At 67.9% G+C, this 17,655-nt stretch carries 16 protein-coding genes and 1 pseudogene; 11 read left to right on the plus strand and 6 right to left on the minus strand.

What is annotated here, in order from left to right; translation table 11 throughout:
* Together ACGFSA_RS26410 and nadA are read right to left on the minus strand one after the other, a co-directional pair.
* Positions 1-307 (minus strand): annotated as a pseudogene (locus ACGFSA_RS26410) (transposase); the annotation flags it as partial.
* A 197-nt stretch (positions 308-504) separates the two neighbouring features.
* A complete protein-coding gene (gene nadA / locus ACGFSA_RS26415) occupies positions 505-1,701 on the minus strand; it encodes a quinolinate synthase NadA (RefSeq protein WP_393308263.1) in 1,197 nt (398 codons plus the stop codon).
* A 284-nt stretch (positions 1,702-1,985) separates the two neighbouring features.
* On the opposite strand from nadA, the gene ACGFSA_RS26420 reads away from it, so the two are divergent.
* Complete coding sequence (locus tag ACGFSA_RS26420; RefSeq protein ID WP_030933606.1) at positions 1,986-2,342, plus strand: iron-sulfur cluster assembly accessory protein; 357 nt, start codon at positions 1,986-1,988, stop codon at positions 2,340-2,342.
* Between the two features lie 164 nt (positions 2,343-2,506).
* Here the strand turns inward: ACGFSA_RS26420 and ACGFSA_RS26425 are convergent, their stop codons facing one another.
* Positions 2,507-3,955 (minus strand): hypothetical protein, encoded by a 1,449-nt coding sequence (locus ACGFSA_RS26425; protein ID WP_393308265.1) that lies wholly within the window; start codon positions 3,953-3,955, stop codon positions 2,507-2,509.
* Between the two features lie 139 nt (positions 3,956-4,094).
* Complete coding sequence (locus ACGFSA_RS26430) at positions 4,095-4,292, minus strand: hypothetical protein (protein ID WP_393308267.1); 198 nt, start codon at positions 4,290-4,292, stop codon at positions 4,095-4,097.
* A gap of 159 nt (positions 4,293-4,451) precedes the next feature.
* Here ACGFSA_RS26430 and ACGFSA_RS26435 point away from each other — a divergent pair, with 159 nt between their 5' ends.
* Entirely contained in the window at positions 4,452-5,426 is a 975-nt protein-coding gene (locus ACGFSA_RS26435; RefSeq protein ID WP_393308269.1) for a carbohydrate kinase family protein, read from the plus strand.
* A 10-nt stretch (positions 5,427-5,436) separates the two neighbouring features.
* Here ACGFSA_RS26435 and ACGFSA_RS26440 read toward each other — a convergent pair whose 3' ends face one another.
* Positions 5,437-6,819, minus strand: a complete 1,383-nt coding sequence (locus ACGFSA_RS26440; RefSeq protein WP_393308271.1) for a cysteine desulfurase/sulfurtransferase TusA family protein — start codon at positions 6,817-6,819, stop codon at positions 5,437-5,439.
* Between the two features lie 269 nt (positions 6,820-7,088).
* Between ACGFSA_RS26440 and coxB the strand changes: the two genes are divergently transcribed.
* The 4 genes from coxB to ACGFSA_RS26460 all read left to right on the plus strand — a co-directional run bounded on the left by coxB (position 7,089) and on the right by ACGFSA_RS26460 (position 11,563).
* Entirely contained in the window at positions 7,089-8,051 is a 963-nt protein-coding gene (coxB, locus tag ACGFSA_RS26445) for a cytochrome c oxidase subunit II (RefSeq protein ID WP_393308273.1), read from the plus strand.
* Positions 8,048-9,784 carry a cytochrome c oxidase subunit I gene (gene ctaD / locus ACGFSA_RS26450; RefSeq protein ID WP_393308275.1) on the plus strand — a complete coding sequence of 579 codons (1,737 nt, stop codon included), beginning with the start codon at positions 8,048-8,050 and terminating at the stop codon, positions 9,782-9,784. Before coxB ends, ctaD begins: the two co-directional genes overlap by 4 nt.
* Complete coding sequence (locus ACGFSA_RS26455) at positions 9,781-10,179, plus strand: cytochrome c oxidase subunit 4 (RefSeq protein WP_366135071.1); 399 nt, start codon at positions 9,781-9,783, stop codon at positions 10,177-10,179. The genes ctaD and ACGFSA_RS26455 overlap by 4 nt, the downstream gene beginning before the upstream one ends.
* A 127-nt stretch (positions 10,180-10,306) precedes the next feature.
* On the plus strand, positions 10,307-11,563 hold the full coding sequence (locus ACGFSA_RS26460) for an Ig-like domain-containing protein (RefSeq protein WP_393308277.1): 1,257 nt from the start codon (positions 10,307-10,309) through the stop codon (positions 11,561-11,563).
* 75 nt (positions 11,564-11,638) lie between these two features.
* On the opposite strand, the gene ACGFSA_RS26465 is transcribed toward ACGFSA_RS26460, so the two are convergent.
* Positions 11,639-12,040 (minus strand): hypothetical protein, encoded by a 402-nt coding sequence (locus tag ACGFSA_RS26465; RefSeq protein ID WP_393308279.1) that lies wholly within the window; start codon positions 12,038-12,040, stop codon positions 11,639-11,641.
* 187 nt (positions 12,041-12,227) lie between these two features.
* On the opposite strand from ACGFSA_RS26465, the gene ACGFSA_RS26470 reads away from it, so the two are divergent.
* The 5 genes from ACGFSA_RS26470 to trpD all read left to right on the plus strand — a co-directional run bounded on the left by ACGFSA_RS26470 (position 12,228) and on the right by trpD (position 17,578).
* A complete protein-coding gene (locus tag ACGFSA_RS26470) occupies positions 12,228-12,848 on the plus strand; it encodes a heme-copper oxidase subunit III (RefSeq protein WP_266986533.1) in 621 nt (206 codons plus the stop codon).
* Between the two features lie 62 nt (positions 12,849-12,910).
* Positions 12,911-13,720 (plus strand): c-type cytochrome, encoded by an 810-nt coding sequence (locus ACGFSA_RS26475; protein WP_393308281.1) that lies wholly within the window; start codon positions 12,911-12,913, stop codon positions 13,718-13,720.
* Positions 13,717-14,769, plus strand: a complete 1,053-nt coding sequence (locus ACGFSA_RS26480) for a Rieske 2Fe-2S domain-containing protein (protein ID WP_393308283.1) — start codon at positions 13,717-13,719, stop codon at positions 14,767-14,769. Before ACGFSA_RS26475 ends, ACGFSA_RS26480 begins: the two co-directional genes overlap by 4 nt.
* Complete coding sequence (locus ACGFSA_RS26485) at positions 14,766-16,391, plus strand: cytochrome bc complex cytochrome b subunit (protein ID WP_393308285.1); 1,626 nt, start codon at positions 14,766-14,768, stop codon at positions 16,389-16,391. Before ACGFSA_RS26480 ends, ACGFSA_RS26485 begins: the two co-directional genes overlap by 4 nt.
* A gap of 122 nt (positions 16,392-16,513) precedes the next feature.
* Positions 16,514-17,578, plus strand: coding sequence for an anthranilate phosphoribosyltransferase (gene trpD / locus ACGFSA_RS26490; protein ID WP_393308287.1), 1,065 nt, complete (start codon positions 16,514-16,516; stop codon positions 17,576-17,578).
* Positions 17,579-17,655: the final 77 nt, after the last annotated feature.

A 17,655-nucleotide genomic window follows, 5' to 3' on the forward strand; every position in this document is an offset into this window, starting at 1 on the left:
CGAAGCCCGGATCGCCGAGGTCCAGCGCGAGGGCGTACTTGAAGTCGATCCTGGCCCGGACCGCCTCCGCGGCCTGCCGGTCGGTGAGCCCCTCCCCGAACTGCAACACCAGCACCAACGCCAGCCGGCCCGGTCACCAGGCAGGCTTGCCCCGCACCGGGAACAGACCGGCGAACTCCGCGTCCGTGAACAACGGACCCAACTCGTCCCGGACCCGGATCGCCAGGCTCCCCTTCGGGAACGCCGCCCGCGCCACCCGAACGGTCTCCGCCGGGATCTCCCCCGACCCCTTCGGCTGCAACGACATCTCCACCCACCCCATACGACAACGTCGGCCCTCAAGACCACAACCAGGTCTTGAGGGCCGACGTCACGCACAGGCCCCGAATTAACCACCAGCATCCCGGTGAACGGTGCCGGGGCCCTCGTGTGCCGGCCTGCCGGGTCCGTACGGGCGACCCCGGCCCCCAGGCGGGGGCGGGGTCCCGGGGAGACCCTGTTGCCCTACGGGAGCGCCAGCATCCGCTCCAGCGCCAGCTTCGCGTACTTCTCCGTCTCGGGGTCGACCTCGATCCGGTTGACCAGGTTCCCCTCGGCCAGCGACTCCAGCGTCCACACCAGGTGCGGCAGGTCGATCCGGTTCATCGTCGAGCAGAAGCAGACCGTCTTGTCGAGGAAGACGATCTCCTTGTCCTCCGCGGCGAAGCGGTTGGCCAGGCGGCGCACCAGGTTCAGCTCGGTGCCGATCGCCCACTTCGAGCCGGCCGGGGCCGCCTCCAGGGCCTTGATGATGTACTCCGTCGAGCCGACGTAGTCCGCCGCGGCCACGACCTCGTGCTTGCACTCGGGGTGCACCAGCACATTGACGCCCGGGATGCGCTCGCGCACCTCGTTGACGGAGTCCACCGAGAAGCGCCCGTGCACCGAGCAGTGCCCGCGCCACAGGATCATCTTCGCGTTCCGCAGCTCCTCGGCGGTGAGGCCGCCGTTCGGCTTGTGCGGGTTGTAGAGGACGCAGTCCTCCAGCGTCATCCCCATGTCGCGGACCGCGGTGTTCCGGCCCAGGTGCTGGTCGGGGAGGAAGAGGACCTTCTCGTTCTGCTCGAAGGCCCACTCCAGGGCGCGCTTCGCATTGGACGAGGTGCAGATCGTGCCGCCGTGCCGGCCGGTGAAGGCCTTGATGTCGGCGGAGGAGTTCATGTACGAGACGGGTACGACCTGCTCGGCGACCCCGGCCTCGGTCAGTACGTCCCAGCACTCGGCGACCTGCTCGGCGGTGGCCATGTCGGCCATCGAGCAGCCCGCGGCCAGGTCCGGCAGCACGACCTTCTGGTCGTCGGTGGTCAGGATGTCCGCGGACTCCGCCATGAAGTGCACACCGCAGAAGACGATGTACTCGGCTTCCGGCCGGGCCGCCGCGTCACGGGCGAGCTTGAACGAGTCGCCGGTGACGTCCGCGAACTGGATGACCTCGTCGCGCTGGTAGTGGTGGCCGAGAACGAACACCTTGTCCCCGAGCTTCTCCTTGGCCGCGCGGGCGCGCTCCACCAGGTCCGGGTCGGACGGGGAGGGCAGATCACCGGGGCACTCGACGCCGCGCTCACTCTTCGGGTCGGCCTCGCGGCCGAGCAGGAGCAGGGCGAGGGGCGTCGGCTGGACATCGAGGTCCTGGACGGGGTGGGCCGTGGTCACGTCACGCACCCTTTCTTCTCTGCAGATAAGCCTTTTCGTCTAATTGACGTTATCTATCATATCCGGTTCACGTCACTTTGACGATGCCGATAGCGTCTATGTGACGAATTCCCTTTGGAGGAGGTCGGGGGCCGTTCCGGGGCCGCGAGAGGCCTCCTCGCCCCGCCCGGCAGCTCTTCCCGGAGGTGTGTGCGAGCATGAAAGGAACAGGCAAGCGCTCGGCCCGGAATGAATCCGCGGTCCCGACGGTTGCAACGTCGGCAAGCAGTCCGCACAACCCGGGAGAGAAGCAGATGTCCGTATCGGACGAGACCACCACCGTGAGCGACGGCATCCTCCTGTCCGACGCCGCCGCAGCCAAGGTCAAGGGCCTGCTGGAGCAGGAAGGCCGTGACGACCTGGCGCTGCGCGTCGCCGTCCAGCCCGGCGGCTGCTCGGGCCTGCGCTACCAGCTCTTCTTCGACGAGCGTTCGCTCGACGGCGATGTCGTGAAGGACTTCGACGGCGTCAAGGTCGTCACCGACCGGATGAGCGCTCCGTACCTGGGTGGTGCCTCCATCGACTTCGTCGACACCATCGAGAAGCAGGGCTTCACGATCGACAACCCGAACGCCACGGGCTCCTGCGCCTGCGGCGACTCCTTCAGCTAAGTCGCGAAGGCGGTTTCGGGCAGCAGCGCCCGACGAAGGCGGCGGCCCCCGGATTCCGGGGCCGCCGCCTTCAGTCATGCCAGGCATCGATCAGCGGGCTGTCACCGACGTCATGATCGAGTACGCCTGGTGCCGTGACAAGGCAAAGCTTGCGGGGAAGGGAGCTAGCCGCGCGGCACCGTGCCGCCCGCCGCGTCGAGCACCTGCCGGTCGCCCAGCGGGGCGTCCAGCGTCACCGTCCGGGTCAGCTCCTTGGCGATCATGATGCAGACCTTCTTCGGGTCCGGGGTCGACTCGGTGATCGTCACCCGTACCGCGTCCGCGCTCTCGGTCGCGCTCGCCGTGTACGTACTGCACACCCCGCCCCAGAACGTCACCCTCAGCGTCCGGCCGTCCGCGGTGTACGAGGTCAGCTGGTGCGTGGACCGGGACGCGTCCCCCGTGCCCGAATCCGGCCCCGGGTCCTTCGAAGGCTTCGCCAGCGAGTCCGGGTCCACCGCGACCTGCGCCACCGTGTTGCCCGTCCCGCCCGCCGCCGGCCTTACCGAGAAGAGCCACGACGGTACGAGCGTCTGCTCGCCGTCCACGTATTGCATCGCAAGGCCGAAGACCGCCTTGTCGACCGTGACGGTCGTCGTCTCCCGCTCCGCTCCGGTCCGTGCCCCGCACCTGACAGCCGACGGCTTCGCCTCGCCCTCCTCCAGCGGTACGGAGGTGGCGCACCCGCCGACGTCGCTCCGCGAAGCGGCCGCGCGACCGGCCTTGTTCAGCTGCTTCAGCGCATCGTCCGCGCTGATCACCGGATATTCCGCGCCTTTCTCCAGGCTCTTCAACTGCCCGCTGCCGCCGACCACTTGACCGTCCGGCCCCACCTGGATCCCAGTTGCCCAGCCGTACGTGGGCAGCCCTCCCGCCACCGGGTTCGCGTTCACCACCCTTACCGAGCCCATGAGTTGGGACGCGTCGAGGGTGGCACCGTCCTGGCCCGCCGCCTTCAGCACGGGCACCGCGGCGGCCCTGGCGGCGTTCTCGCTCACCGGCGATTCCGTGTCGCCCGGCGCCACGTCCTTGCCCGTACACACCGTCGTGCCACGGCAGTTGTCCGTTCCGCCGGAGCCGAAGCGGGCGAAGGACCAGGTACCCGGCGCCTGCTTGTTCACCCGCAGGACCGGACCCGAGCCGTCCCCGTCGGACCCCACCTTCCAGGCCGCGCCCTCGGCCCGCGGAGTGCCCTCCAGGCCCAGAACCTTCGCCAGCCGGGTCACCTCCGCCGCGGAGACGGTGCCCTTCGCGCGGTGGACGGCGGCCTTGGCCGGGCCGTCGGGCAGCTTGCCGGACACGCGGTAGACCACCCCGTCACCGCTGGGGTCGGGCTCGCCCGGAGCGATACCCTCCTGGGGTGCCGTCGGGCTCGACGCGCCCTCGTCGAGCGCGAGCAGGGGAGGCGTGCGGCCACTGCTGCCCGCCCGGCTGCCGCTGCCGCCGTCCGCGGCAGCCCAGTACGCGCTGCCGCCCCCGGCGAGCAGCACCGCTGCCGCCACCGTGGCCACGGCCAGCGGCGACCGCCGCCGCCGGGGGGCAGTCACGTCGTTGTCGGGTCGCTCGGTGCTCACCGGATCGCTCCTTCGACTGCGTTGCCGTCACCATGACCGTCGCACGGCCATCGCCTGTCCCGCGAGTGCGGACAGGGGTGGGACGGAGCAGGGGGGCACCCGGTTCCCCGAGGGTGCCGGAAGCGAGCGGTTGCGGCCGTCAGTCGCCGTACTCGGACATCGCGTCGATCAGCCGTGCGGACGCGTCCGGAACGGTGACGCCATGAATCAGGGACGGCGCGACAGGGGTGGGGGCGGCCTTGGGGGGTACGACCCAGTGCGGAGCCATCCGTGCGCAGTCACCGCGCAGCTCGGCCAGGCTGATCTCGGACTCACGCGGGGCGATGTTGTTCGGCATGTCCGCACCGTAGGCACCGCAGGCCTCAGGACAAAAGACCTACTATCGGGTAGTTTTTCCCCCTTCAGGGCGAGTGCGGCGAACGGGTAGCGTGAACTGTCACGCCGTCCCGGGAACGCGGTCACCCGTTCCCCCCGACCCCGCAGGAGCAGTCTTCCCGTGCGCATCGCAGTTACCGGCTCCATCGCCACCGATCACCTGATGACCTTCCCCGGCCGTTTCGCCGACCAGCTGGTCGCCGATCAGCTGCACACGGTCTCGCTCTCCTTCCTGGTCGACAACCTCGATGTGCGCCGGGGCGGTGTCGCCGCCAACATCTGCTTCGGCATGGGCCAGCTCGGTACCGGCCCGGTCCTGGTCGGCGCCGCGGGCTCCGACTTCGACGAGTACCGTGCCTGGCTCGACCGGCACGGCGTCGACACCGGCTCGGTGCGGATCTCCGAGGTCCTGCACACCGCCCGTTTCGTCTGCACCACGGACGCCGACCACAACCAGATCGGCTCCTTCTACACGGGCGCGATGAGCGAGGCCCGGCTGATCGAGCTGAAGGCCGTCGCCGACCGCGTCGGCGGCCTCGACCTCGTCTCGATCGGCGCCGACGACCCGGAGGCGATGCTCCGCCACACCGAGGAGTGCCGCTCCCGGGGCATCGCGTTCGCCGCCGACTTCTCGCAGCAGATCGCGCGGATGGACGGCGACGAGATCCGGATCCTCCTCGACGGGGCCACGTACCTCTTCTCCAACGAGTACGAGAAGGGGCTCATCGAGTCCAAGACCGGCTGGACCGACGAGGAGATCCTCGGCAAGGTCGGTCACCGCGTCACCACGCTCGGGGCCCGCGGTGTCCGGATCGAGCAGGCCGGTCAGGAGACCATCGAGGTCGGCTGCCCGGAGGAGGAGACGAAGGCGGACCCGACCGGCGTCGGTGACGCCTTCCGCGCCGGTTTCCTCTCCGGCCTCGCCTGGGGCGTCAGCCTGGAGCGCGCCGCGCAGGTCGGCTGCATGCTCGCCACGCTGGTCATCGAGACGGTCGGCACCCAGGAGTACACCCTGCGCCGCACCCACTTCATGGACCGCTTCACCAAGGCGTACGGTCACGACGCCGCCGCCGAGGTCCGCGCCCACCTGCGCTGATCCGGGAACGCTACGACAGCCGGCGGACCACATAGGCCGAGCCCCGGTCCGCCGGCTCCTCACCCACGTACTCCTGCTCCCGCATCTCGCACCACGCGGGGATGTCCAGCCGCGCAGCCTCGTCGTCGGAGAGCACGGTCACCGTCCCGCCCACCGGCACCTCTCCGATCACCTTTGCGAGTTCGATCACCGGGATCGGGCACCGCTTCCCCAGCGAGTCGACCACCAGGGACGCGGCCGTCGCGGGGGAGGGGGCCGGCGGGACGGGTGCGCCCAGCCTCTCCCGTACGCCTGCCACCACCCCCGGCAGCACGTGGAGGAAGCGGTCGACGTCCTCCTCCGTGGTGCCGGCCGGCAGGGACACCCGGACGTTGCCCTCCGACAGCACTCCCATCGCCTTCAGCACATGGCTCGGCGTGAGCGTGCTGCTCGTGCAGGACGAACCGGACGACACGGAAAATCCCTCACGGTCCAGTTCGTGGAGGAGTGTCTCCCCGTCGACATAGAGACAGGAGAAGGTCACCAGATGCGGCAGCCGCCGCACCGGATCGCCGACCACCTCCACATCGGGCACGACCGAGCCCACCGTGGCTCGAATCCGGTCCACCAGCGCCCGCAGCCGCACGGACTCCGCCGCCGCCTCGGCCCGGACGGCCCGCAACGACGCCGCCGCCGCCACGACGGCCGGGATGTTCTCGAACCCGGCGGCCCGCCCCGACTCCCGTTCGTCCGCTGCGTCCTGGGGCGCGAACCGGACCCCCTTGCGTACGGCGAGCAGCCCCACCCCCGAGGGTCCGCCCCACTTGTGGGCACTGGCCGCCAGCAGCGACCAGCCGCCCGGCACCGGACCCCAGCCCAGCGACTGCGCGGCGTCCACCAGCAGCGGTACGCCCGCCGCCCGGCAGGCCTCCGCGACCTCGGCCACCGGCTGCTCCGTACCGACCTCGTGGTTGGCGGACTGCAGGCAGGCCAGCGCGGTGTCCTCGCGCAGGACCTCCCCGTACGCCGCCGCGCTCACCGCCCCCGCCCGGTCCACCGGCACCTCGGCGAACGTTCCGCCCCGAGCCTCATGGGCGGCGGCCGAATGGAGTACGGACGAATGTTCGACCGCCGAGATCACCAGATGGCGGCCGACACGCCGACGCCCGGCGAGGGCTCCGGAAATCCCTGAGTGCACCGCCCGGGTTCCCGACGAGGTGAAGGCCAGCTCGTCCGGGCGGCACCCCACTGCCTCCGCGGCGGCCTCCCGGGCCGCGTCCAGCAGCAGCCGGGCCCGCCGCCCCTCCCGGTAGAGGCGGGCGGGGTCGGCCCAGCCCTCGTCCAGTGCGGCAAGCAGCGCCTGGCGGGCCACGGGGTGCAGAGGTGCGGAGGATGCGGCATCGAAGTAGGGCACATGTCCACGCTAGCTCGCGCCCGCCGTCGCCTCCGGGCGGGCCGCTCACGCAGCCAGGAGAGGGCCCGTCAGATGACGGCCGGAGGCCCGGATTCCACCCCTTCGGGGTGTCGGGCGGCGCGTTGGGCACCCTCCCCGCGCGACCCCAAATAGCGTCCAGTAGGGTTTGGTCCGCATAAACATCCAAACCCCTGCCCGCGTCAGGGCGGCGACCGACCAGACAGACGGCCGCGCCGGACACGCGGGCGAGACTCTCGGGAAGGCGCTACGTGAGTCCCAACGGCTCCGACCGCTCGTCGCGGCGCCCGATGCGGCGGAAGCTGCCGCAGGTGCTGACTGCGGGCCTGATCCTGGCGACCGCCACCGGTTGCACATACAAGGACTTTCCCCGCCTTGGTATGCCCACGCCGGTAACGGAAGAGGCACCACGGATCCTTTCCCTCTGGCAGGGCTCGTGGGCGGCAGCGCTCGCCACGGGTGTGCTGGTCTGGGGCCTGATCCTGTGGAGTGTCATCTTCCACCGGCGCAGCCGCACCAAGGTGGAGGTACCTCCGCAGACCCGGTACAACATGCCCATCGAGGCGCTGTACACCGTGGTCCCTCTGATCATCGTCTCGGTGTTGTTCTACTTCACCGCGCGCGATGAATCGAAGCTCCTCACGCTCTCCCCGAAGCCCGCCCACACCGTCAACGTGGTCGGCTTCCAGTGGAGCTGGGGCTTCAACTACATCGAGAACGTGGACGGCCTGGCCTCCACGGGCAGAGAGATCCCCAAGGAGCTCAACGCCATCCCCGACCGGCTCCGGAAGGACTTCCCCGAGGGTGCGGAAGGCGTCTACGACGTCGGCATCCCGGGAACCCGGAACCCGCAGAACGGCCACCCCGGCCCGACCCTGTGGCTGCCGAAGGGCGAAAAGGTCCGCTTCGTTCTGACTTCGCGTGACGTCATCCACTCCTTCTGGGTGGTGCCGTTCCTCATGAAGCAGGACGTCATTCCGGGCCACACCAACTCCTTCGAGGTGACTCCCAACCAGGAGGGCACCTTCATGGGCAAGTGCGCCGAGCTCTGCGGCGTCGACCACTCCCGGATGCTCTTCAACGTCAAGGTCGTCTCCCCGGAGCGCTACCAGGCGCACCTCAAGGAGCTGGCCAAGAAGGGCCAGACGGGCTACGTGCCGGCCGGTATCGAGCAGACGAACCCGGCCAGGAATGCGGAGACGAACAAACTGTGAGCATCCTCAACGAACCTCAGGGTGCCGCGGCAGCAGACGACTCGTACGAGGACGAGCTGCCGGCCCGCCTGAAGCAGCCGGGAAACGTCGTCGTCAAGTGGTTGACCACCACTGACCACAAGACGATCGGCACGATGTACCTGGTCACGTCGTTCGCGTTCTTCTGCATCGGCGGTCTGCTGGCGCTCTTCATGCGCGCCGAGCTGGCCCGTCCCGGCACGCAGATCATGTCGAACGAGCAGTTCAACCAGGCGTTCACGATGCACGGCACGATCATGCTGCTGATGTTCGCGACGCCGCTGTTCGCCGGGTTCGCGAACTGGATCATGCCGCTGCAGATCGGCGCGCCCGACGTGGCGTTCCCGCGGCTGAACATGTTCGCGTACTGGCTGTACCTCTTCGGCTCGATCATCGCGGTGGCCGGCTTCCTCACCCCGCAGGGTGCGGCGGACTTCGGCTGGTTCGCCTACTCCCCGCTCTCGGACGCCGTCCGTTCGCCGGGTGTCGGCGCCGACATGTGGATCATGGGTCTGGCCTTCTCCGGCTTCGGCACGATCCTCGGTTCGGTCAACTTCATCACCACGATCATCTGCATGCGCGCACCCGGCATGACGATGTTCCGGATGCCGATCTTCGTGTGGAACGTCCTGCTGACCGGTGTGCTGGTCCTGCTGGCCTTCCCGGTGCTCGCCGCCGCGCTGTTCGCGCTGGAGGCGGACCGCAAGTTCGGTGCGCATGTGTTCGACGCGGCCAATGGCGGCGCGCTGCTCTGGCAACACCTCTTCTGGTTCTTCGGCCATCCAGAGGTGTACATCATCGCCTTGCCATTCTTCGGAATCATCTCCGAAGTGATCCCGGTGTTCAGCCGGAAGCCGATGTTCGGCTACATCGGCCTGGTCAGCGCCACGATCGCCATCGCGGGCCTGTCCGTGACCGTGTGGGCGCACCACATGTACGTCACCGGCGGTGTGCTGTTGCCGTTCTTCTCGTTCATGACGTTCCTCATCGCGGTACCGACCGGTGTGAAGTTCTTCAACTGGATCGGCACGATGTGGAAGGGATCGTTGTCCTTCGAGACACCGATGCTCTGGGCCGTCGGCTTCCTGATCACCTTCACCTTCGGTGGTCTGACCGGCGTCATCCTGGCCTCGCCGCCGATGGACTTCCACGTCTCGGACTCGTACTTCGTCGTCGCGCACTTCCACTACGTCATCTTCGGCACCGTGGTCTTCGCGATGTTCTCCGGATTCCACTTCTGGTGGCCGAAGTTCACCGGCAAGATGCTGGACGAGCGGCTCGGCAAGATCACGTTCTGGACGCTGTTCGTGGGCTTCCACGGCACGTTCCTGGTGCAGCACTGGCTCGGCGCGGAGGGTATGCCGCGTCGTTACGCGGACTACCTCGCCGCCGACGGCTTCACCCTGCTGAACACGATCTCGACGATCTCCTCGTTCCTCCTCGGACTGTCGATGCTGCCGTTCTTCTACAACGTGTGGAAGACCGCCAAGTACGGCAAGAAGGTCGAGGTCGACGACCCGTGGGGCTACGGCCGTTCGCTGGAGTGGGCGACCTCCTGCCCGCCGCCGCGGCACAACTTCCTCACGCTGCCGCGGATCCGCTCCGAATCCCCGGCGTTCGATCTGCACCACCCGGAGATCTCGGCGCTCGAACAGCTGGAGCACCACTCCGAGGGTGAGAAGGCCCTCGCTGGTGGCAAGGAGGCCGGCAAGTGAAGATCCAGGGCAAGATGTTCCTCTGGCTGAGCGTCTTCATCCTCGCCATGGCAATCACCTATGGCGTGTGGTCGAAGGAGCCGGCCGGTACCACCGCGCTCGTCCTGGGCTTCGGTCTGAGCGTCATGATCGGCTTCTACCTGGCCTTCACGGCGCAGCGCGTCGACGCGATGGCTCAGGACAACAAGGAAGCCGATGTCGCGGACGAGGCCGGCGAGGTGGGGTTCTTCTCCCCGCACAGCTGGCAGCCGCTGTCACTGGCCATCGGTGGCTCCCTCGCCTTCCTGGGAATCATCTTCGGATGGTGGCTGCTCTACTTCTCGGTCCCGGTCATCATGATCGGCTTGTTCGGCTGGGTCTTCGAGTACTACCGCGGTGAGAACCGCACCCAGTGACACCGCTCCACCGGTGACACCGCTCCACCTGACGGGGGGCCCGCACTTCTCCTCCACGAGAAGTACGGGTCCCCCGTTTGCAGTCATCCGGCGCGCTGAAACTGATGAATCTTCTTAGCGTGGGTTCATGAACCTCACGCCGCGCCTCCGACCCGTAGCGAGCTGCACACTGCTGGTCGTGACCCTGGTTGCAGGGGCGACCGCCTGTGGTGGGCCCGATGGTCATCCGCTGTCCGCGCAGCCGTACGACGCGGCGGACGAGATCTCCTTCAACACCCCGGAGGGTGACAAGAAGGCTGATCCGGACAAGCCCCTCGAAGTCACCGTCACGGGTGACGACGGCCGGATCACGGACGTGACGGCCGTGGACGCGGCCGGACACCATCTCGCGGGTGAGCTCGCCGCCGACGGGAGCCGCTGGCACTCCACCGTCCCGCTCGCCGCGGGCACCCGATACACCGTCAAGGTCAGTGTCGAGGACGACGACGGCACCCCGGGTGCCCGTACGCTCGCTTTCGAGACGGCCCCGGCGAAGAAGTTCCTGAAGGTCGCCTTCGGCCCGCAGAAGGGCACCTACGGCGTCGGACAGCCCCTTACGGCGGTACTCAGCGCTCCGGTCAGGGGCAAGGCCGCCAGGGCCACCGTGGAACGCTCCCTGAAGGTCCGGTCCACGCCCTCCGTGCTGGGCTCCTGGTACTGGGTCGACGACAAGACCCTGCACTACCGCCCGCAGGAGTACTGGCCCGCCAGGGCCACCATCGAGGCCACCAGCACCATGGCGGGCATCAAGGTCACCAAGACGCTGTACGGGGCTCCCGCGAAGGCGTTGAAGATCACTACCGGCGACCGCATAGAGGCCATCACCGACGCCTCCGCGCACACCATGACGGTCAAGCGCAACGGACGAGTGATCAAGACCATTCCGGTGACCACCGGCAGGCCCGGCTTCGACACCCGCAACGGCGTCAAGGTCGTGCTGAGCAAGGAGTACTCCGTACGCATGCGCGGCGAGACGATCGGCATCGCGGAAGGCTCATCCGACTCGTACGACCTGCAGGTCTACTACGCGACCCGCGTCACCTGGAGCGGCGAATACGTGCACGCGGCCCCCTGGTCCGTCGGCTCACAGGGGCTCGCGAACGTCAGCCACGGCTGCACGGGCATGAGCACCAGCGAGGCCGCGTGGTTCTTCAACACCGTGCGCGAGGGGGACATCGTCAAGGTCGTCGGCAGCCAGGGCGCGACGATGACACCGTTCGACAACGGCTACGGCGACTGGAACCTGTCCTGGGCCAACTGGCAGAAGGGCAGCGCCCTGCAGAACAACACCACGCCGGACCGCTCGGACACGATCCAGGCGGCGCGCCTGCGCCCCGAGGTCTGACCGGCCAGGGGAGTGCGCTGCCCCTCGGTGGGACATGAAGAGCCGCGGATGCCGCCGCGGCGGCATCCGGGTCGGTCAGGTGTTTGCGCAGAGCCTGTTGCGCAGCAGAGCGGCCAGGGCGTCCGCGAACTCGACCGGCTCGACCGGAAGGGTCACCGCGGCGTCCGCGCGGCTCCAGGTGGCCAGCCAGGCGTCCTGAGGGCGCCCCATCAGCAGGAGCACCGGCGGACAGCGGAAGACCTCGTCCTTGATCTGCCGGCAGACGCCCATGCCGCCCGCCGGGGCCGTCTCGCCGTCCAGCACGCACGCGTCGATGCCACCGTTCTCCAGAGCGGTCAGGACGGCGGGCAGGGTGGCGCACTCCACGAACTCCAGCGGTGGCACGTCCGCCGCAGGCCTCCGACCGGCGGCCAGCCTCACCTGCTCACGGGTGTTGGCGTCGTCGCTGTAGACCAGGACCGTGGCGGTCGGCTGCATTGTTCCTCCGTGACATCTGTGTCTTCGGGGCTCTCGGGGCATGAACCGATGCGCGGATCGTACTCCGACGGACAGCCTGTCAGCACCGGTAATGACGCCGATTCGATGGGCCGTTCGGGGAGGACACACCCTGCTGACACACCGAACGGCACCCCCCGGAGTGAGGGCGGGATAAGCGACCGACATAATGTCGGTCGTGGCGACAGCAACGACAGTAGAAACCGGGCACGCGCACCCGTCGGTCAATCGACCGAACCTCACCAGCGTCGGAACCATCATCTGGTTGAGTTCCGAGCTGATGTTCTTCGCGGCCCTCTTCGCGATGTACTTCACCCTGCGATCGGTGATGGGACCCGACCACTGGAAGGAAATGGCTTCGGCCCTGAACTTCCCGTTCTCGGCGACGAACACCACGATCCTGGTGCTCTCCTCCCTCACCTGCCAGCTCGGCGTCTTCGCCGCGGAGCGGGGCGATGTGAAGAAGCTCCGTGCCTGGTTCGTGATCACTTTCGTGATGGGTGCGATCTTCATCGGAGGCCAGGTCCTCGAGTACACCGAGCTGGTGAAGAAGGACGGCCTCTCGCTGTCCTCCGACCCGTACGGCTCGGTGTTCTACCTGACCACCGGCTTCCACGGTCTGCATGTGACAGGCGGTCTCATCGCCTTCCTGCTCGTTCTGGGCAGGACATACGCAGCCAAGAGGTTCACCCACGAACAGGCGACCGCTGCCATCGTCGTGTCCTATTACTGGCACTTCGTCGATGTCGTGTGGATCGGCCTCTTCGCCACGATCTACATGATCAAGTAACCGGGCTCGAACCCGAACCACATCCAGCATCGACGCAGAAGATCCTGACACCGGGGTAATCCGTGAAAAAGCTCTCCGCACGACGACGCCATCCGTTGGCGGCGGTCGTCGTACTACTCCTCGCGCTGGCGGCCACTGGGGGGCTGTACGCCGCGTTTGCGCCCGCGAGTAAGGCGCAGGCCGACGACACCGCCCAGTCCCTCGCCATTGATGAGGGCAAGAAGCTGTACTCCGTCGGTTGCGCCAGCTGCCACGGAACCGGCGGTCAGGGCACCACCGACGGGCCGAGCCTGGTCGGCGTGGGCTCCGCCGCCGTCGACTTCCAGGTCGGCACCGGCCGTATGCCGGCGCAGCAGCCGGGTGCCCAGGTACCGAAGAAGAAGGTCATCTACACCCAGGCCGAGATCGACCAGCTCGCGGCGTACGTCGCGTCGCTCGGCGCCGGCCCGATCGTGCCGACCAAGGACCAGGTCAGCCCTGAGGGTGCGGACATCGCCAAGGGTGGCGAGCTGTTCCGTACCAACTGTGCGCAGTGCCACAACTTCACCGGCCAGGGCGGTGCGCTGTCGAAGGGCAAGTACGCGCCCAGCCTTGGGGGCGTGGAGCCGAAGCACGTGTACGAGGCCATGCAGACCGGCCCGCAGAGCATGCCGTCCTTCCCCGACACGACGATGCCCTCGCAGCAGAAGCGGGACATCATCGCGTACATCAAGACCGTGAACAGCGCCGAGTCCGAGAACCCTGGTGGCCTCGAGCTGGGCGGGCTCGGTCCGGTCAGCGAGGGTCTGTTCGCCTGGATCTTCGGTCTCGGCGCACTGATCGCAGTTGCCGTTTGGGTCGCGGCCCACACCGCTAAGGCCAAGAAGTCATGAGTAGCCAAGAGATTCCAGAAGAGAACCTGCCGACTGAGCAGGGCACCGCGCACACCGCGGTAGAGGTCGCGGACGACCCGTTCGCAGACCCGGGGCTGCCGGCCCACAGGCCGCGCATCCAGGACATCGACGAACGGGCCGCGAAGCGGTCGGAGCGCACGGTCGCGCTCCTGTTCCTGCTGTCCATGGTGGCGACGGTCGGCTTCATCGCCTCGTACGTCATCTTCCCGGTCGACAGGATCGTGTACATCTGGCCGTTCGGTCACGTGAGCGCGCTCAACTTCTCCCTGGGTCTGACCCTGGGCGTGGCCCTCTTCGCGATCGGAGCGGGCGCCGTCCACTGGGCGCGCACGCTGATGTCCGACGTGGAGGTGGCCGACGACCGCCACGCCATCTCGGCCGAGCCCGAGGTCAAGGCGAAGGTTCTCGCCGACTTCGCGGCCGGTGCCGAGGAGTCCGCGCTCGGCCGGCGCAAGCTGATCCGCAACACCATGTTCGGTGCGCTGGCCCTGGTGCCGCTCTCCGGTGTGATGCTGCTGCGCGACCTCGGTCCGCTGCCGGAGAAGAAGCTCCGCAACACCCTGTGGGCCAAGGGCAAGCAGCTCATCAACATGAACACGATGCTGCCGCTGCGTCCCGAGGACGTCGCCGTCGGTTCGCTGACCTTCGCCATGCCCGAGGGCCTGAACGAGGACGCGGAGGACTTCCAGAACCAGATCGCCAAGGCCGCGCTGATGATCATCCGTATCCAGCCGGAGAACATCAAGGACAAGCGCGAGCGCGAGTGGGCCCACGAGGGCATCGTGGCCTTCTCGAAGATCTGCACCCACGTCGGCTGCCCGATCAGCCTGTACGAGCAGCAGACGCACCACGTGCTCTGCCCGTGCCACCAGTCCACCTTCGACCTCTCCGACGGCGCCCGCGTCATCTTCGGTCCGGCCGGTCACGCCCTTCCGCAGCTGCGGATCGGTGTGAACGCCGAGGGCAACCTCGAAGCGCTCGGTGACTTCGAAGAGCCCGTCGGTCCTGCCTTCTGGGAGCGCGGATGAGTACTGTGACCGACACGAAGCGCAAGGCGCCCGCCGGTGAGCGGGTGGCCGACTGGGCGGACGGCCGGCTCGGGATCTACTCCCTGGCCAAGTCCAACATGCGCAAGATCTTCCCGGACCACTGGTCCTTCATGCTCGGTGAGATCGCCCTCTACAGCTTCATCATCATCATCCTCACGGGTGTGTATCTGACGCTGTTCTTCCACCCGAGCATGAACGAAGTCGTGTACCACGGCTCGTACGAGCCGATGCAGGGCATCCGGATGTCCGAGGCCTACGCCTCGACGCTGGACATCAGCTTCGACGTCCGCGGTGGTCTCCTGGTCCGCCAGATCCACCACTGGGCCGCGCTGATCTTCCTGGCCGGCATGTTCGTGCACATGATGCGCGTCTTCTTCACGGGTGCGTTCCGCAAGCCGCGTGAGATCAACTGGCTGTTCGGCTTCCTGCTGTTCGTGCTGGGTATGTTCACCGGCTTCACCGGCTACTCGCTCCCGGACGACCTGCTCTCCGGTACGGGTGTCCGCTTCACCCAGGGCGCGATCCTGTCGACGCCGATCGTCGGCACGTATCTCTCGATGTTCCTGTTCGGCGGAGAGTTCCCCGGTCACGACTTCGTCGGCCGGTTCTACTCGGTCCACATCCTGCTGCTGCCGGGCATCATGCTCGGCCTGCTGGTGGCGCACCTGATCCTGGTCTTCTACCACAAGCACACGCAGTTCGCGGGTCCCGGCCGGACGAACAAGAACGTCGTCGGCATGCCGCTGCTGCCGGTGTACATGGCGAAGGCCGGAGGCTTCTTCTTCCTGGTCTTCGGTATCATCGCCGTGATCGCGGGCATCGCCTCGATCAACCCGATCTGGGCCATCGGCCCGTACCGCCCGGACCAGGTGTCCACCGGCGCCCAGCCCGACTGGTACATGGGCTTCGCCGAGGGTCTGATCCGAGTGATGCCGGGCTGGGAGATCAACCTCTGGGGTCACACGCTCGTCCTGGGCGTGTTCATCCCGCTGATGCTCTTCGGACTGGTGCTCGCGATCATCGCGGTCTACCCGTTCGTCGAGTCCTGGATCACCGGGGACAAGCGCGAGCACCACATCCTGGACCGCCCGCGCAACGCCCCGACCCGGACGGCCTTCGGCGTCGCCTGGATCACCGAATACGTCATCGTCTTCATCGGCGGTGGCAACGACCTCTGGGCCACGCACTTCCACCTCTCGCTGAACGCCATCTCGTGGTTCGTCCGGATCTTCATCTTCGTGGGGCCGGTCCTCGCGTTCATCGTGACGAAGCGGATCTGCCTCGGCCTTCAGCGCCGGGACAAGGAGAAGGTGCTGCACGGACGCGAATCCGGCATCATCAAGCGCCTGCCGCACGGTGAGTTCGTCGAGATCCACGAGCCGCTCGGTCCCGAGCAGCTGCACACGCTCACCGCGCACGAGCAGTACAAGCCGGTCGAGATCGGCCCGACGGTCGACGAGAACGGTGTCGAGCGCAAGGTGCCCGCGATGCAGAAGCTGCGGGCCAAGCTCAGCAAGGGCTACTTCGGCGAGCACCACCAGATCGAAAAGCCCACCGTCGAGGAGTACAAGGAGATCACCAGCGGCCACGGCCACCACTGATCACCTGAACTGATCGCCACAGCGGGAGCCCCGTCCATTCGATGGACGGGGCTCTTCGCTGTCCGTGGGGCTCGATAGGGTGGGGTGCATCCCCTTTCGGCTGTGGACCCCAGGAGCGGACCATGAACGTTGTGACCCCGGTCGGCGGCGACAGCGTGGCGGCTCGTTCCTGGCCGGGCGTGCTGAACCCGCTGCTGCGTGGCGAGGACCTGACCGCCGACGACACTGCGTGGGCGATGGACAGCATCATGAGCGGCGAGGCGACCGACGTGCAGATCGCCGGTTTCGTCGTCGCCCTCCGGGCCAAGGGCGAGACCGTCGACGAGGTCACCGGACTCGTCCGCGCGATGTACGAGCACGCCACCACGATCCACGTGCCGGGCCGCACGGTCGACATCGTCGGCACCGGCGGCGACCTCGCCAAGACGGTCAACATCTCCACGATGTCCGCGATCGTCGTCGCAGGCACGGGCGCCAAGGTCGTCAAGCACGGCAACCGGGCCTCCTCCTCGGCCAGCGGCGCCTCCGACGTCCTGGAGAAGCTGGGCGTCAACCTGGAGCTGACCCCGCAGCGTGTCGTCGCGGTGGCGGAGGAAGCCGGCATCACCTTCTGCTTCGCCGTGAAGTTCCACCCCGCCCTGCGGTACGCGGCGAAGGCCCGCAAGGAGCTCGGCGCGCAGACCACGTTCAACATCCTCGGGCCGCTCACCAACCCGGCGCAGGTGCGCTCCCAGGCCGTCGGTGTCGCCGATCCGAAGATGGCTCCCATCGTCGCGGGCGTGCTCGCGGCGCGTGGCAACTCCGCGCTCGTCTTCCGCGGCGACGACGGTCTGGACGAGCTGACGACCACGGCGACCTCCCGCGTCTGGGTGGTCCGCGACGGAGAGGTGCGCGAGGAGGCGTTCGACCCCCGCGACGTCGGTCTGCAGCTGGTCCCCGTCGAGGCGCTGCGGGGCGCCGACGCGTCGTACAACGCCGAGGTGGCCCGCCGACTGCTGGCCGGCGAGACCGGTCCGGTACGCGAAGCGGTGCTGCTCAACTCGGCGGCGGCGCTGGTGGCGCTGGACCCGGGCGAGGGCACGCTGAACGAGCAGCTCGCCGCCGGAATGGCGAAGGCCGCCGAATCCATCGACTCGGGTGCGGCGCGGGCGGCGCTGGAGCGCTGGGTGGCGGTCAGCAACACCTGACCGTACGGAAATGTGGCACAGGGCGCAGTCCAGATCTTGGACCGCGCCTTGCACGTCGGCGCACGTATGGCAGGATG

The organism is Streptomyces sp. NPDC048496 (assembly GCF_043200055.1).
Classification (GTDB): Bacteria; Actinomycetota; Actinomycetes; order Streptomycetales; family Streptomycetaceae; genus Streptomyces.

What these genes read in the sequence shown, in the direction of transcription:
- ACGFSA_RS26420 (WP_030933606.1), top strand. Translation starts at nt 1,986, where the DNA reads ATGTCCGTATCGGACGAGACCACCACCGTGAGCGACGGCATCCTCCTG.
- ACGFSA_RS26430 (WP_393308267.1), bottom strand. Translation starts at nt 4,292, where the DNA reads ATGCCGAACAACATCGCCCCGCGTGAGTCCGAGATCAGCCTGGCCGAG.
- ACGFSA_RS26460 (WP_393308277.1), top strand. Translation starts at nt 10,307, where the DNA reads ATGAACCTCACGCCGCGCCTCCGACCCGTAGCGAGCTGCACACTGCTG.
- ACGFSA_RS26465 (WP_393308279.1), bottom strand. Translation starts at nt 12,040, where the DNA reads ATGCAGCCGACCGCCACGGTCCTGGTCTACAGCGACGACGCCAACACC.
- ACGFSA_RS26470 (WP_266986533.1), top strand. Translation starts at nt 12,228, where the DNA reads ATGTCGGTCGTGGCGACAGCAACGACAGTAGAAACCGGGCACGCGCAC.
- ACGFSA_RS26480 (WP_393308283.1), top strand. Translation starts at nt 13,717, where the DNA reads ATGAGTAGCCAAGAGATTCCAGAAGAGAACCTGCCGACTGAGCAGGGC.
- ACGFSA_RS26485 (WP_393308285.1), top strand. Translation starts at nt 14,766, where the DNA reads ATGAGTACTGTGACCGACACGAAGCGCAAGGCGCCCGCCGGTGAGCGG.
- trpD (WP_393308287.1), top strand. Translation starts at nt 16,514, where the DNA reads ATGAACGTTGTGACCCCGGTCGGCGGCGACAGCGTGGCGGCTCGTTCC.